The sequence below is a fragment of the Alteromonas sp. OM2203 genome (assembly GCF_048517045.1).
In the GTDB taxonomy this organism is placed as follows: Bacteria; Pseudomonadota; Gammaproteobacteria; order Enterobacterales; family Alteromonadaceae; genus Alteromonas; species Alteromonas gracilis.
Window position 1 is genome coordinate 3055483 of the sequence record NZ_CP183209.1, and the last position, 16121, is coordinate 3071603.

The 16121-nt window shown below is 46.0% G+C and carries 16 protein-coding genes; all 16 read right to left on the bottom strand.

The window, feature by feature from the left end; genetic code table 11:
• Position 1 precedes the first annotated feature (1 nt).
• The 16 genes from hisS to ACM0P2_RS13685 all read right to left on the bottom strand — a co-directional run bounded on the left by hisS (position 2) and on the right by ACM0P2_RS13685 (position 16107).
• A complete protein-coding gene (hisS, locus tag ACM0P2_RS13610; protein ID WP_159119998.1) occupies positions 2–1285 on the bottom strand; it encodes a histidine--tRNA ligase in 1284 nt (427 codons plus the stop codon).
• An 82-nt stretch (positions 1286–1367) separates the two neighbouring features.
• Positions 1368–2486: a flavodoxin-dependent (E)-4-hydroxy-3-methylbut-2-enyl-diphosphate synthase gene (ispG, locus tag ACM0P2_RS13615; RefSeq protein ID WP_105931646.1), complete on the bottom strand. Its 1119-nt coding sequence runs from the start codon at positions 2484–2486 to the stop codon at positions 1368–1370.
• Between the two features lie 8 nt (positions 2487–2494).
• Positions 2495–3529 (bottom strand): RodZ domain-containing protein, encoded by a 1035-nt coding sequence (locus ACM0P2_RS13620; protein ID WP_159119997.1) that lies wholly within the window; start codon positions 3527–3529, stop codon positions 2495–2497.
• A 6-nt stretch (positions 3530–3535) separates the two neighbouring features.
• Positions 3536–4726, bottom strand: coding sequence for a type IV pilus biogenesis/stability protein PilW (gene pilW / locus ACM0P2_RS13625; protein ID WP_159119996.1), 1191 nt, complete (start codon positions 4724–4726; stop codon positions 3536–3538).
• A 24-nt stretch (positions 4727–4750) separates the two neighbouring features.
• On the bottom strand, positions 4751–5869 hold the full coding sequence (locus ACM0P2_RS13630; protein ID WP_159119995.1) for a bifunctional tRNA (adenosine(37)-C2)-methyltransferase TrmG/ribosomal RNA large subunit methyltransferase RlmN: 1119 nt from the start codon (positions 5867–5869) through the stop codon (positions 4751–4753).
• A gap of 310 nt (positions 5870–6179) precedes the next feature.
• Complete coding sequence (ndk, locus tag ACM0P2_RS13635) at positions 6180–6611, bottom strand: nucleoside-diphosphate kinase (RefSeq protein ID WP_012519000.1); 432 nt, start codon at positions 6609–6611, stop codon at positions 6180–6182.
• A gap of 315 nt (positions 6612–6926) precedes the next feature.
• Positions 6927–7337 (bottom strand): SufE family protein, encoded by a 411-nt coding sequence (locus ACM0P2_RS13640; protein ID WP_159119994.1) that lies wholly within the window; start codon positions 7335–7337, stop codon positions 6927–6929.
• Positions 7338–7396: 59 nt separating this feature from the next.
• A complete protein-coding gene (gene sufT / locus ACM0P2_RS13645) occupies positions 7397–7930 on the bottom strand; it encodes a putative Fe-S cluster assembly protein SufT (RefSeq protein ID WP_105931641.1) in 534 nt (177 codons plus the stop codon).
• Between the two features lie 50 nt (positions 7931–7980).
• Positions 7981–8337 (bottom strand): HesB/IscA family protein, encoded by a 357-nt coding sequence (locus ACM0P2_RS13650; RefSeq protein ID WP_159119993.1) that lies wholly within the window; start codon positions 8335–8337, stop codon positions 7981–7983.
• Between the two features lie 9 nt (positions 8338–8346).
• A complete protein-coding gene (locus ACM0P2_RS13655; protein WP_105931639.1) occupies positions 8347–9564 on the bottom strand; it encodes an aminotransferase class V-fold PLP-dependent enzyme in 1218 nt (405 codons plus the stop codon).
• Positions 9561–10817 (bottom strand): Fe-S cluster assembly protein SufD, encoded by a 1257-nt coding sequence (sufD, locus tag ACM0P2_RS13660; protein WP_419226702.1) that lies wholly within the window; start codon positions 10815–10817, stop codon positions 9561–9563. The genes ACM0P2_RS13655 and sufD overlap by 4 nt, the downstream gene beginning before the upstream one ends.
• Positions 10814–11575, bottom strand: a complete 762-nt coding sequence (sufC, locus tag ACM0P2_RS13665; RefSeq protein WP_105931637.1) for a Fe-S cluster assembly ATPase SufC — start codon at positions 11573–11575, stop codon at positions 10814–10816. Before sufC ends, sufD begins: the two co-directional genes overlap by 4 nt.
• A gap of 3 nt (positions 11576–11578) precedes the next feature.
• Positions 11579–13015 carry a Fe-S cluster assembly protein SufB gene (gene sufB, locus ACM0P2_RS13670; protein ID WP_105931636.1) on the bottom strand — a complete coding sequence of 479 codons (1437 nt, stop codon included), beginning with the start codon at positions 13013–13015 and terminating at the stop codon, positions 11579–11581.
• Between the two features lie 338 nt (positions 13016–13353).
• Complete coding sequence (locus tag ACM0P2_RS13675; RefSeq protein WP_159119991.1) at positions 13354–14520, bottom strand: IscS subfamily cysteine desulfurase; 1167 nt, start codon at positions 14518–14520, stop codon at positions 13354–13356.
• A gap of 18 nt (positions 14521–14538) precedes the next feature.
• Entirely contained in the window at positions 14539–15024 is a 486-nt protein-coding gene (gene iscR / locus ACM0P2_RS13680; RefSeq protein ID WP_105931634.1) for a Fe-S cluster assembly transcriptional regulator IscR, read from the bottom strand.
• 174 nt (positions 15025–15198) lie between these two features.
• On the bottom strand, positions 15199–16107 hold the full coding sequence (locus ACM0P2_RS13685; RefSeq protein ID WP_173359989.1) for an alpha/beta fold hydrolase: 909 nt from the start codon (positions 16105–16107) through the stop codon (positions 15199–15201).
• Positions 16108–16121 lie beyond the last annotated feature (14 nt).

The following is a 16121-nucleotide window of genomic DNA, read 5'->3' on the forward strand; positions in this document are numbered from 1 at the left end:
TTTATTGTGCGCTCAGCATCTCTGCAACCCTATCAGATAAGGTATCAAAGCTGACTGTAACTTGTTCTTGGCCGTCGCGTAGCGGTTTTACCCCTACTTCGCGAGACTGCATTTCGTCATTACCTAAAAGCAGCGCCAAACGTGCACCTGTTTTATCTGCACGCTTTAATTGTTTTTTAAAGTTGCCGCCGCCACAGTGCATCATAATGCGCACGTTTGGAAGCCGATTGCGAAGGTGTTCAGCAACTTCTATGGCATAAGACTGTGCGTCATCGCCCATTGCCGTCACGTAAACGTCAGCAAAGCTTGAATCTTGGCCTTCTTCTGTAAGCGTGGTCAGCAACAGTACCAAACGTTCTATACCCATGGCAAAGCCAACCGCTGGTGTTGCTTTACCGCCTAACTGTTCAACCAAGCCATCGTAGCGACCACCTGCACACACGGTGCCTTGGGCGCCTAGGCTATCGGTAACCCATTCGAACACAGTACGGTTGTAGTAATCTAGTCCGCGTACTAAACGAGGGTTTATTTCAAATTCAATGCCCGCTTGCGTTAAGCGCGCGCAAAGCGTTTCAAAGTGAACTTTAGATTCTTCATCCAAGTGATCGATAAGAGCTGGCGCATCAGCAATAGCCGCTTGAACTTCTGGGTTCTTAGAATCGAGTACGCGAAGCGGGTTAGTTTCTAGTCGGCGTAATGAATCTTCATCTAGCTGGTCAGCTCTTTCTTTTAAGAACTCCACTAGCGTATCGCGATAGGCTGCTCGCGCTTCGTTTGAGCCTAGGGTATTTATTTGCAGTTTTACATGCTGCTCAATACCGAACGCTTTCCAAAAACGTGCGCTAAGTAGAATAACCTCTAGATCGATGTCCGGGCCATCCATGCCATAGGTTTCCACACCAAACTGGTGGAATTGGCGGTAGCGACCTTTTTGTGGACGTTCGTGGCGGAACATCGGGCCCATATACCACAAACGCTGTTGTTGGTTATACAATAAACCGTGTTCGTTACCTGCACGCACGCAGCTTGCTGTGCCTTCTGGACGAAGCGTCAAGCTGTCGCCATTTCTATCCTCAAAGGTATACATCTCTTTTTCAACGATATCGGTTACTTCGCCGATGGAACGCTTGAATAAGTCGGTGCTTTCAACGATGGGAGTACGTATTTCTTGGTAACCGTAACTCGCCACCACTTGACGAAGTACAGATTCTACCTTTTGCCACGTACCGGAAATCTCCGGTAGGCAGTCATTCATGCCTCGAATTGCCTGAATAGTCTTAGCCACGTGAAATTCTCATACTGCTATATAGTGAAAAGCCCCGCATTATAGGGGCTTTAGGAATAAACAACAATGAACAAAAAACCTCTTAGTCTTTTACCGAGACCTGTATTTTATTTTGCTCACTTATACGCGATGCTTTTGCGCGAATCTTAGCTTCAAGTTTGTCGACCAAATCGTCATTAGGAAGGCGTTCTTTCACACGTTTGCCGTCTTCGTAAAGGCCGCTCATATTGCGCGCACCGGTAAGGCCTAAATCAGACACTTCCGCTTCACCAGGACCATTAACCACACAACCTATGATAGACACATCCATTGGAGTAAGGATGTCTTCCAGTCTTTGTTCAAGGGCATTCACTGTGCCGATTACGTCAAACTCCTGTCTTGAGCAACTCGGGCACGCAATGAAATTGATCCCACGCGAGCGAATGCGTAGTGACTTCAATATATCAAAGCCAACTTTTATTTCTTCTACTGGATCAGCTGCAAGAGACACGCGAATAGTATCGCCTATACCTTCAGCCAATAACATACCAAGCCCTACCGCACTTTTAACCGCGCCCGCCCGTTGACCGCCAGCTTCAGTGATGCCCAGATGAAGAGGTTGATCAATTTTTTGCGCCAACAAACGGTATGCACCTACAGCAAGAAACACATCCGAGGCTTTAACACTTACCTTGAACTGATCGAAGTTAAGCTTGTCGAGAATATCAACGTGACGCATGGCAGATTCAACAAGTGCTTCTGGCGTAGGTTCGCCATACTTTTCTTGTAAATCTTTTTCTAGAGAACCGCCGTTTACACCAATGCGAATAGGAATATTTTTATCTTTCGCACAATCAACAACAGAACGCACCCGTTCCATGTTACCGATATTACCAGGGTTTATACGCAAGCAATCCACGCCGTATTCTGCCACTTTGAGCGCAATACGATAATCGAAGTGGATATCAGCCACGAGCGGCACACTTACCTGCTTTTTAATTTCTTTGAACGCTTCAGCCGCTTCCATGGTGGGAACAGATACGCGAACGATCTCACCACCTACGGCAACAATGCGATTAATTTGATCGACAGTCGCCGCCACGTCAGTGGTGCGAGTATTTGTCATAGACTGAACAGCAATGGGAGCGCCATCGCCAATGGGAACGTTACCTACATTAATACGCGTAGACTTTCTGCGTTTAATAGGACTATCTGCAAACATCTGATTACCTATAAAGGAAGTGCGAACCGAGCTGTTTTACCGTTCTGGTATGAAGAAATATCAACAGTCTCGCCGTTAACTGATATACGCACATTATCCGGTGCGCCGAGCGTAACTTCAACAGGAGGAACACCCTGAATTTCCATCACACGCCCTTTTTGCTTAACCCCGTAGGCTATTGCTTCACCAGACGCGTCTTTTATATTAACCCAGCAATCGTCAACGAAAGTAAAAACCATAGAAATGGGCGCTGCATTACTTTCTGCGGCAATTTCAAGATTAGGCTCAGATTGGCTATTGCTGCTTACTAATGCCGTAAGGTTATTGCTTTCGTTGATGTCCGTATCAGGGGCTGAAATAGCCCCCTCGTTTATACTACCGTCTTGCGCAAATTCATCACTTTCTTCATCAATGACTGGCTCATCAATTGAAGAAGCGTTTGAATTCAACAAATCGTTATTTGTAGAGGTAGATGATGCAGGGTCACTTGATAAATCACTGCCATTTAGCTGAGTTCGATTCGATGCACCACCCTCAGATGTGATAGGTGTATTAGCCGCCTCTCGCTTAACTGCTTCAGTGAGCGGAATGTCTGAAACCGCCTCATCATTTGGCTGCTGATACCACCACATAACCACACCAGCAATGATGAGCAGCAAAATAACATAGGTAACCATCATCCAGCGGTCATCGTGTGTCTGTTTGGCGACACGCTTTGAAAAACTTTGAAGTTTTTCTGAAGATGGGACCGATGTTTGATTGTGATACCGTTCAAATGCCTCAATGACTTCGTGAGAATTCATGCCTAATTGTTTGGCATAGTTTCTCACGTATCCCTTCGTAAACGTCACAGATGACTTTTCGTCAATGACATCGTTTTCTAAATCATTGATTTGTTTTGATTTTAAGAAAAGCTTATCAGCAATATCCTGTTGAGATAAACCCAACTTCTCTCGGCGTGCTTTTAGCATTGCCCCAGGGCTTGGCGTATTTTCTTCTTGTTGCGAAATGACTTCTTGATTCGCGTTTTCTTCTGACACCATTAAACCTTATTCCTCCTGCATATTAGGTGGTACTAACCAAAGCTTCTGACCAGCAATAATAGCGCCAGTATTCTCTAGGTTATTCCACTTCTGCAGTGTCGCCATTCTGATATTGTGCAGTAAAGAAATACGATATAAGTTTTCACCGTCTTTTACTACATGGAATTTATTACTTTGGGCAGATAATTCAGTGTTTTGGTTTGTTTCATTGTCCAACGCGTCGTTCACTTCAGGCGTTTCTTCATTACTGTAAAGTGTAGCCTGTTGATTCGGTTCACTTTCACCGCTACTCGATTCAGCCTGCGACGTTTGCGCTAGACGTTTTCCCTCTGCGTTAACTCCTTCTCCCAAACTTGAACCTTGACCATCACTTGGTTCTGCTTTGGCAGATTTCACCGTTCTAACCACTTTACTTTGCATCGTTTTTCGTTCGGCAAGATAGCGCTGAGTTAATTCGCTCTCGGGATAGACGGCAATCATCATATCACCGTATTCATTAGCAGCTTGGTAATCGCCCTTACCTTTCGCAACTTCATACGCTAGCCATAAATAGTCTGGAGATACTCTCGCTACCCGCTCATATTTACGTAAAGAAGACTCGGCTAGATCCCACTGTTCTGTAATAGTATACAACTCACTTAACAAGAAAAGGGATTTGCCTCGCGCCGGCTGATGATTGAGCGCCTCTTGAAGGTAGCCAATCGCGTCTTCTAATTCGCCTTGGCTTTGTGCACACAGCGCAAGGTTTTCGTAGGTTTGGGCCGCATTTGCATAAAGGCGGTTATTTATGGCTTTAAAGAAATAACGCTTTGCGTCGTCATATTCGCCGTTTTGACATTTAAACGCACCATAGCTATTGGCAATGTCACCATTGTCAGGGGCTATGTCGATAGCGGTTTGATAGAACTCTTCGGCACGACGGTTATCACCAACCAACTGATAATAATAGGCCATAGCAAATTGAACGTCCGCAGAGCGTGGATTGAACTCTAGCGCCTTGTCTAGATTCTTTTTTGCTTGCGTATAGTTATTGTTTTTAAGATAGGTGAGACCCAAAGATGTACGTGTTCGTGCCGCTTCCTCGTGGTCGAAATTACCACTGTACAAGCCCGACTGGCTGTTGCTTACACAGCCAGTCGCTAGTAGAACCGCACTTAAAAAACCAACGCGAAGTGAAGTGCGCAATCCTGCAACCATAGTCTTACCCTAATATCTTAATGATTATTGGGCCATTTTTACTGAAATTGCCTCGCCCTTCACCTGTTTTTTTAACATTCTTTTCGTTCTGTCCACTACATCGCCTACTAATTGACCGCATGCAGCGTCGATATCATCACCTCGAGTTTTACGCACTACGGTGGTAAATCCATATTCCATAAGCACTTTAGCAAACCTATCGATGCGAGAATTGCTCGAACAGGTGTATGGAGAACCTGGGTATGGATTGAAAGGTATTAAGTTTATTTTACTAGGTGTATCTTTCAATACCTTTGCCAGCTGATGAGCTTGCTCAGTGCTGTCGTTGATGTTCGAAAGCATTACGTATTCAACCGTCACACGACCTTGGTTAGCTTTAGACTTGGCAAGGTAACGTCTCACACCCGCTAAGAATGCCTCGATGTTGTACTTTTTATTCACAGGTACAATTTCGTTACGCAACTCGTCCGTTGGCGCATGTAGCGAGATAGCAAGCGCAACGTCAATTTGATCGCCAAGCATATCAAGGGCTGGTACAACACCAGAGGTACTTAACGTAACACGGCGTTTTGACAAACCAAAGCCAAAGTCGTCTAACATGATATCCATTGCTGGCACCACGTTTTTAAGGTTTAACAGCGGCTCGCCCATTCCCATCATCACAACATTCGTAATTGGACGCTTGCTTGTATCCTTAGAAAGCCCAAGGAAGGTCGCAACGCGCCATACCTGACCGATAATTTCGCTTACACTGAGATTACGGTTAAAACCCTGCTGGGCCGTTGAACAGAAAGTACACTCAAGGGCGCAACCCACTTGTGAAGAAACACACAAGGTTGCTCGATCGGTCTCTGGGATCCAAACCGACTCAACCTCTTGACCACCCTCTAAGGTAAGCGCGAATTTAATAGTTCCATCGCTAGCTTCTTGAAAGTATGCAATTTCTGGGGCTTTAATTTCGCAATTTTCGATGAGCATCGCGCGAAGGTTTTTATTGAGGTTACTCATTTCCTCAAAATCGCTTACTCCGTGCTGGTAAATCCATTTCATGACCTGATCGGCACGAAATGGTTTCTCGCCCATTTCTTTAAAGAAACTGCGCAAGCCTTCGCGATTTAGATTTAATAAGTTAGTTTTTGCCATGAATACGATGACCCTTGTACCTTCGAGGGATGCCCCTCTTACTGCTAAAAATGGTGTAAAAATCAGGCAACTTGAGTATCGCTAGAACAGCGAATGGCTGCTGATTAAAATTTGCGCGGATTTTACCACAGATGAGATTTGAGAAAAAGCCGATTTAACGCAGAGTATCGTTAAGTTTGGCTATACTTGAAATGCACAATTTAGCTTACCTGCATGAGAAATACGCAGAGCACATAAAACGCACACCTCCTCTTTTTCAGCGCAAAAAAAACGAGGCGCTGTAGCCTCGTTTCTTTCTACTTACGTAATCTTAGCGAGTACGTGGGCAGATTTCTTCTTCAGAGAAGAAGTATGCGATTTCACGCGCTGCTGATTCTGGAGCGTCAGAACCGTGAACTGCGTTTTCGTCGATTGACGCAGCGTAGTCAGAGCGAAGTGTACCTGCAGCTGCATCAGCTGGGTTCGTTGCACCCATGATTTCACGGTTAGCTAGAACAGCGTTTTCGCCTTCTAGTACTTGAACCATAACTGGACCAGACGTCATGAAGTCTACAAGTGCGCCGAAGAAAGGACGCTCTTTGTGTTCTGCATAGAAGCCTTCTGCTTGCTCTTTGCTCATGTGGATCATCTTAGATGCCACGATGCGAAGACCTGCAGATTCGAAACGGTTGTAAATTGCACCGATAACGTTTTTAGCTACCGCATCAGGCTTGATAATCGAAAAAGTACGCTCAAGAGCCATGTTCTCTCTCCAAACAATTAGTGTATGTATCTTTAAAATTTTGGCCGCGAATTATAGGCAATTAATAACGGCTTGACCAGCGCCTTTTTAAAACAGGCGTAACGTGTTGTTTTTTATTAGGATGTATCGTCAGATTAGCGCATAGCCCATGACAGTTTGATGACAGTGTATACTTTATTTTGCACTGGCAGACATGTAATAGCCATAATATCTTCCCTTAGCAAAGAACCACGATGGAATAACAAAACGCCTATTCAGCCAAGTATCTCAAGTAATTAACGCCTATATAGGTATGGCGTTAACAACTATAAAGTATTAAGCGTTCGCTTTTGCTAACTCTTGGATCTTTCCAACTATCGCGCGCAAACCATTTCCCCTTGTTGGGGTGATATGGCGCTCTAAGTCTAACGCTTCAAAGTAGCCGTCGATATCAAATGCTAGAATATCCTTTGGCGTTTTTTCGTTGTAGGCGGCAAGCACTAACGCAAGCAGGCCTTGAACGATAACGGCGTCGCTGTCTACGTCAAAGTTGATTTTATTGCCATCATAAGACTCAACCAACCAGACACTGCTCTGACAGCCTTTAACTAGGCGGTCTGGTGTTTTTGCATCTTCAGGTAAACCCGGAATAGATTTGCCTAAGTCAATGATGTACTGATAACGCTGTTCCCAATCATCGAAGAACGCTAAATCATCAATAATTTCGTCACTGCTAGGTAGTTGCATTGCTATTTCCGTAATTTTGTAAAGAGAAAATGTGTCGGACGGTAAGTTACCTTAACCGCTTAAAAGAATAAACCCGCCTCAAGCTGAGCTTCTTCGCTCATCATATCGCGTGACCATGCAGGGTCAAATACGAGTTCTACGTTTACATTCTTAACGTGTGGCACCATAGCAACTCGATACTCAACGTCACCAACCAATACCGGCCCCATGCCGCACCCGGGTGCAGTAAGCGTCATATCGATATTTACAGCGCCTGATGCCTGGTCTATCACCACTTTATAAATGAGACCAAGAGACACGAGGTTTATCGGAATTTCGGGGTCATAAATAGTTTCTAAAGCGTCCCACACCTGCTGTTCGCTGATGTTTCCATCTTCGGGGGCGTCAAAGCTCAGCGTCATGGCTTTGCGGCCAATTGCACCAGCATCTGTACCATCAATACGGTACATATTACCGCGCCACGTTACCGTATAGTTACCACCGAGTTCTTGGGTGATATTCACAAACTCGCCTTCAGGGATCACGGTAGGGTTACCCGCAGGAACTAAGCGCGCTTTACAGTCGCGCTCGGTGGTCACCATTTTTTGCTTCATAAACTACTTAGTACTCTTTGTTCTACTGTTGATGGTCTTCATCGCGGCGCTTAGCCTACGTTAAAGCTCTCACCACACCCGCACTCATCAACCACGTTAGGGTTGTTATATTTAATAACGCCGTTTACGCCTTCCGTCACGTAATCAATTTCGGTGTTACGCAAAAGGTCTGTAGCATCTGCAGCAACTGCCACATTCACAATAGGAGAGATTTCCACTATCTCATCACCCGTCTGCGCACTATCAGCAAAATCAAGCACGTAAGCATAACCCGTACAGCCGCTGACTTTTGTTGATAAACGAATTAACTGACCAGGCTTGTCTTTAAGCTTACTTTCGAAATGCTTAACGGCACTGTCAGTTAGCGTAATGAGCTTTGTACTAGGTACGAAAGTTTCAACACTCATAATGCCTCCTTAGGCCAACATCATTTTTGCTTTTTTAAGTGCAGCAAATAGGCTGTCCACTTCTTCAAGCGTGTTATAAATTGAGAACGATGCACGAGCAGTTCCGGGAACACCAAGACGCTTCATTAATGGCTGTGCACAGTTATCGCCTGTACGAATTGCCACGCCTTGCCTGTCTAGAATAAACCCAATATCAGCCGGATGTGCGCCATCAAGTGCGAAGCTGAGGACGCCCACCTTATTAGGGGCCGTTCCTATGATACGCATGCCTTCAAGTGCTTCAGCCTGCTGTGTCGCATAAGCAAGCAGTTTTTGCTCGTGCTCGTGCAAGGCTTTTACATCAAGGCCACTAAACCAATCTACTGCGGCTCCCATGCCAATAGCACCGGCAATGTTAGGCGTGCCTGCTTCCAAACGATTTGGTAACGCTCCCCATGTAGCTTCATGGTACGTGACATCTTTAATCATTTCGCCGCCCACCTGCCACACCGGCCAGGTTTCTAACACGTCTTTTTTACCCCACAGGCAACCGATGCCCGTTGGGCCAAACAATTTGTGACCAGAAAAAGCGTAGAAATCGCAGCCGATATCTTGAACATCAACGCCGCCGTGAGCTATGCCCTGAGCGCCATCAACTAAAACCCATGCGCCAACAGCTTTGGCTTTTTGGGTAAGTAATTTGATAGGGTTAACGGTGCCTAGTGCATTAGAAACATGCGGAAAGGCCACCATCTTGGTGTTTTCAGACAGCAATCGATCAAATGCTTCAACATCAAGTTCTCCGCTATCGAAGATTGGGACAATGTTAAGCGTTGCGCCCGCACGTCGACAGGCCTGCTGCCAAGTAACCAAGTTGGCGTGATGCTCAAGCTCAGTCACCATTACTTCATCGCCTTCGCTCAAAAGCTGCCCTACTCCATTCGCCACTATGTTAATGGCTTCGGTGGTGCCGGCCGTCCAGATCACTTCTTCGCGAACTGTCGCGTTAATAAACTTAGCTACGCTGGTACGTGCATTTTCATAGCGGCGGGTCGCCTCATCCGATAGATGATGCGCGCCACGGTGCACGTTCGCATTCGTCCCTGTATAAAAGTCGACAAGCGCGTCAATCACAGCCTGAGGCTTTTGAGTCGTCGCTGCATTATCAAGATAGACAAGCGGCTTGCCGTCTACCGTTTTAGATAAAATAGGAAACTGGGCACGAAGTGCTGCAACGTCTAAGCTCATTTAACCTCCATTTGGGAAAAACGCTCACTCAAGATGGGCGCTAGCCATTCACGTACCGCCGCATTGGGCACGTCGTTAATAAGCTCTTGAATAAACCCAAAATTAAGCATGACCAACGCTTTACTACGAGAAATCCCGCGGGTTAGCATGTAGTACAGCGCTTCTTCTTCAATCTCGGCAACCGTTGCGCCGTGGGCACATTTAACGTCATCAGCGTAAATTTCAAGCTCTGGCTTCGTATTAATAACGCCACGACGAGATAGCAACAAGTTACGGTTGTTAAGCTCTGCTAACGTTTTCTGTGCATCACGATGAATATGAATACGACCATTAAAGACAGCACGGGCTTTGTCACCTACGATGCCGCGCGCGTTTTCTTCTGTTGTACCGTTTGGCATAGCATGCTCAATGGTTGAGTGAAGATCGAATAACTCACCCTCAGCCAGAAGATAAATGGCGTTCATTTTCGCATCGGCAAATTCGCCAGCGTGATGGATATCAACGTCTAAACGCGATAGCTCACTGCCATACCCCACCATAGTGCTGTTGAGCGTAGTGCGGTTGTGAAGTTTAAAGTGGCTACCACCTAACTGTTTTGCTTTGCCAGTAAACATGGCAAAGCGATAATGCTCTAGATGCGCATCATCAGCTAAATCGTACTCAGCAAACGCGGTTGTTAAGCTTTCGGTATCACCGAAACCTTGTTCAATAACGGTAGCGCGTGCGCCTTCGGCTACTTTAACGACTACGCGGGTATGGGCATCTACATCTTGTGAGGCCATGTTAACGATACGAACTGGCGTATCAATTTTCGCGTTTGCTTCTACGTTTATAAATATACCGTGTTGGCATAATGCATCGTTCACCAAACCAAACATATGACCGGCAGGTTTAACCTGGCCATACACGCTGCTAATGGCCTGCTGTGTTGCGGCATCATCGGTATTAAGTGACGTAATTGTCATGCCAGCTGGTACGTCTAACGTATTAACCTGTGTAACCAAAACGCCATCAACAAAAATCAAGTCTATAGCATTAAGGTTATCTATAGCCGGTACTGGCAGGTTCTCTGCTTGTACAGCTTGTTTTGCTTCACGCTTTTCTACAGGCGTGAGTGGCGTAAAGCGCCAGCTTTCGCTTCTTCGAGCTGGCCAACCGTCGGCTTTTAACTGTGCTAAGGCCTGTTGACGCACGGGCGATAAATAGTCGTCGCGCTGCGCTGTATCAATGACCTGTACTAGCCATTGACTCATGCCTCAGCCTCCTCGTACGCCTTACCTAGGAATGCGTATCCGCTCTTCTCTACTTCTAGCGCTAATGACGCATCTCCGCTTTTCACGATTTTGCCGTCAGCAAGAATGTGTACAAAGTCAGGCTTAATATAGTCAAGAAGGCGCTGGTAGTGAGTAACAACGATGAAGCTGCGCTCACCGTCGCGTTGGCTGTTTACGCCATCGGCAACAACCTGCAGGGCGTCAACGTCAAGGCCAGAGTCGGATTCGTCAAGAATACAAAGTTTTGGCTCTAGCAAAATCATCTGCATGATTTCGTTGCGCTTTTTCTCACCACCTGAGAAACCTTCGTTTACACCGCGCTTAAGAAAGTCGAGTGGCAGCTGAACTTGCTTACAGGCCTCTTTCGCCTTTTTAAGGAACTCAGCAGCAGTCAGTGGCGCTTCGCCGCGCTCTTCACGCATGGCGTTTACCGACTCTTTCATAAATTCCATGTTGCTAACGCCAGGAATCTCTACTGGGTATTGAAACGCAAGGAAAAGGCCTTCTCGTGCACGCTCTTCAACATCAAGCTCTAGCAAATCTTTACCGTTAAGGGTCGCTTCACCTTCACTTACTTCATAGCCGTCACGTCCAGAGAGCACGTAACCTAGTGTACTTTTACCGGCACCGTTAGGGCCCATGATAGCGTGTACTTCACCAGGTTTAACTTCAAGGTTAAGACCCTTAATGATGTTTTTCTCTTCCACGCTGGCATGTAAATTCTTGATACTAAGCATTGATTACCCCACTGAACCTTCAAGACTAATTTCGAGCAGTTTGCCGGCTTCTACGGCAAATTCCATTGGCAGCTCTTTGAATACTTCTTTACAGAAACCGTTAACAATCATAGAAACGGCTTTCTCTGTGTCTAGACCGCGTTGCTGACACAAGAATAATTGTTCGTCGCTCACCTTCGATGTTGTTGCTTCGTGCTCAACAATGGCCGAAGGGTTACGGCTTTCGATATAAGGGAACGTGTGTGCGCCACACTTGTCGCCGATAAGTAGCGAGTCGCACTCGGTGAAGTTACGTGCACCGTCTGCGCGCGGACCCATTTGAACCAGTCCGCGATAAGCATTGTTGCTGTTACCCGCTGAGATCCCCTTAGAGATGATGGTCGACCTGGTATTTTTACCCACATGGATCATCTTCGTACCGGTATCGGCCTGTTGACGACCGCGTGTTAGCGCGACTGAGTAGAACTCACCCACACTGTTATCGCCTTTAAGTACACAGCTTGGGTACTTCCACGTTACCGCTGAGCCCGTTTCAACCTGCGTCCACGATATTTTCGCGTTGGTATGCGCAATACCGCGTTTCGTTACGAAGTTGTAGATACCGCCTTTACCGTTTTCATCACCCGGGTACCAGTTTTGTACCGTTGAGTATTTGATTTGGGCGTCGTCCATCGCAACTAATTCAACCACCGCAGCGTGCAGCTGGTTTTCGTCGCGCTGCGGTGCAGTACAACCTTCTAGATAGCTTACGTAGCTGCCTTCGTCGGCAACAATCAACGTACGTTCGAACTGACCCGTGTTCATTTCGTTAATACGGAAATAAGTAGAAAGCTCCATTGGGCAGCGTGTGCCTTTTGGAATATAAACGAATGAACCGTCTGTAAATACCGCACTGTTTAGCGCAGCGAAGTAGTTATCCGTGCGCGGAACTACTGAGCCAATGTATTTCTTAACAAGGTCTGGATATTTGTGAACCGCTTCAGAAATCGGACAGAAGATAACGCCCGCTTCTTCAAGTTTCTCGCGATAAGTGGTCACAACAGATACCGAGTCAAATACAGCGTCAACTGCAACACCCGCTAACATTTCTTGTTCGTGTAGCGGTATACCCAGCTTCTCATAGGTACGCAGTAGCTCAGGGTCAACTTCATCTAGCGACTTCGGCTTATCCTTCATACTCTTTGGTGCCGAGTAGTAAGAAATTGATTGATAGTCGATTTTAGGATAGTCAACGTGTGCCCAATCTGGCTCTTCCATTTCGAGCCATGCACGATAAGACTTTAAGCGCCATTCAAGCATCCATTCTGGCTCGTTTTTCATTGCTGATATGCGGCGGATAACCGACTCGTCCAGGCCGCTTTCAAACGTTTCTGATTCGATTTCTGAATAGAAACCCGCATCGTACTTTCTTTCTAACGCCTGTTCGATCTGTTCACTCATGTTGGGATCTCACTTGTTTGCCTGCATTTGCTGCCACTTTGCTTTCCTGACGATTAAATTACCCCACGGTCTTGGTAATTTAAGCACTCACTTTTGTTCGACCTTTAATCTATTAAGCATCTATTCACTTACCTAAACGGCCGAAACTGCCAGTTACATTGAGGACAGCCTAAAATTTTGGTGCCGTAGTATATAATACCCGACTATTTCACTCAAATATTCAGCCGCTATTTTACAGCGGTAAATACTCTTTTGACGCTACATGTGGCATTTTCGACGCCCCATGGCTATTAATTTTAATTCATAGTCTTCACATGAAGACTCACTGTGATTGTGATTTACGCGGTAATTGCAGCGCGTAATTTGGTAGTTACGTCAACAACCTTCCTTACTACGTAATCTATGTCATCTTGGGTCGTAAAACGTCCAACGCTAAAACGAATGCCCGCATGGGCAAGTTCGTTGCTTCGGCCGATAGCCTTTAAAACATATGAAGGCTCTAAGCTAGCCGATGTACATGCCGAGCCAGACGATACCGCAATATCGTTCAACCCCATCATTAAGCTTTCACCATCAACACCAGCAAAACTAACATTGAGAATGCCTGCTATACGCTGTGTCGCATGGCCGTTGAGATAAATATCGTCAAGTTGCTGCAAGCCTTGCCAAAGTGAATTTCTAAGCGCGAGTATGCGCGCATTATCATCATCCATCTTCGATACGGCTAAAGAAAGCGCTTCACCCATTCCAACAATTTGATGAGTAGCTAGCGTACCCGAGCGCATGCCCCGTTCGTGCCCGCCACCATGAATTTGTGAAACTAACTTAATTTTAGGACGTCGGCGGACGTAAAGTGCCCCCATTCCTTTCGGACCATACATCTTGTGAGCCGACATCGACAGCAAATCTATGGGTAACTCCGCCAAATCCATTGCAATTTTACCCACGCTTTGCGCTCCATCCACATGAAAAAGGACATCACGCCCGCGGCAAATATCACCAATAGCTTGAATATCTTGAATTACACCTAGCTCATTATTCACGTGCATAACGGACACTAAAATAGTGTCTTCGCGCAGCGCATTTTCTAGATCTGTTAATTTTATCAGCCCGTCTTCTTGTACATTAAGATAAGTAACTTCAAAGCCTTGGCTTTCCAGATACTCGCAAGTGTCTAGGACTGCCTTGTGTTCAGTGGACACGGTAACAATATGCTTACCCTTCTCAGCATATCCCTCGGCTACGCCTTTTATCGCAAGATTATTCGACTCGGTGGCACCTGAGGTAAGTACAATTTCTCTTGGGTCACAGTTGAGGGCGTCGCTTATTTGATTTCTTGCGACATCTACCGCTTCTTCTGCCATCCAGCCAAACCGATAGCTACGAGAGGCTGGATTGCCAAAGTTTCCGTCAAGTGTCAGGCACTTTGCCATTGCCTCGGCAACGAGTGGCTCCACCGGTGTGGTTGCCGCGTAGTCTAAATAAATGGGTGTTGATAAAGCCATGGGTTAGTCAAAACCTACTTAAAGTTGAATACTTACTTCAATGTCACTAGTTATGTGACGCAGGGATGCGTTACTGTCTTGTCGACCAGCCACCTCTTGTACATCCCGCTTTGCCATCAGCTCACCTAACGTGATTGAATTTAAAAACGTAGCGATGCGATCACTTAAATCCTGCCACAAACTATGGGTTAGACAGCGATCGCCGCCTTGACAGTCAGCTTGGCCTTGACAGCGTGTAGCATCGATTGATTCATCCACTGCGCGAATGACTTCACCTATCGCTATCTCGCTGGCTTCACGGCCTAATAAATAACCTCCGCCTGGACCACGAACGCTATCAACTAATTTCTCTTTACGAAGACGAGAAAAAAGCTGTTCTAAATAGGATAAGGAGATTTCTTGTCGTTCTGAAATGTCGGCAAGAGGCACTGGACCACGCTTTGAATGCAAAGCGACGTCAAGCATCGCGGTAACCGCATAGCGCCCTTTAGAAGTGAGTTTCATTGGATTCTCCCGCCGTTTTATAATGACGGAAATTTTCACATACCCGACTAAATTGGTCAAGTATAAAACCTAGTAAAATAGTCAAGTATTATTGATACGTGAAATCGGATTTATAAATTAGAAAAAGTAGTTCAGACTCCTTGATATGGCCAAACTACTTTAAAAGCGGTCATCTTATTTAGTGTTTAGATGAATGTGGGCGAGAATACTGTCGGCTATCCGATGAGACTGAAGGGTATCAATCTGGTGGCGTAACCCGCGCAGAACCTGATGTTTTGCCCCTGATATTGCTTTGGCTGTAGCGGCCCCGCCACTTGGGTGAACCATGCGATCCACATCACCATGTATCACTAACGTAGGGGCGGTGATCCTCTGAAGCGATGTGGTGCGGTCGCCGGACTTCATAATAGCCCCAATTTGTCTAAACATGGCTTTTGCATCACTTTTTGCGCCATTTCTTTGCCATGCTAGTCGCGCGTATTGATGCCACTGATTAATAGCATCTTCTGCCACACCATCGCCAATATGGGTCATCATAGCGTGATAGTTTTTAATGGCCTCGCTTTCATTCATCGGCGCTTTTGCTCTGGCCATTCGCCATAGTGTTGAATAAGAGGGCTGCCCTACCCGTCTATTACCTGTTGTAGAAAAAATCGAGGTTAAAGACTTAACATTTTTAGGATATTCGCTAGCCAGCGTTTGGGCTATCATTCCACCCATCGACATGCCTACGATATGCGCTTTTTCAACATTTAATGCTGACATGAGCTGCACGGTGTCCTCTGCCATTTTATCTAAACCATAAGCACCTTTGGGAGCTTTACCCCGCAACTGCTGCAATAAACTGGGGTGAGGAGTATTGCTGCGAACAGAGCGGCCTGCATCACGGTTATCAAAGCAAATTACGTGTAAACCACTTTCAACTAACCGCTCAATAAGAGCCTTGGGCCAATACACTAGTTGTAAACCTAGCCCAGCTATTAAAATTAAGGTGTCGTTATTGTCCGCTCCGTGCTCTGCGTAGCAAAATTTGTCGCCGTATTTAAGCGTTATATACTGTTCATTATGCTGCGCTAAGCTCATATTTATTCTCTTGA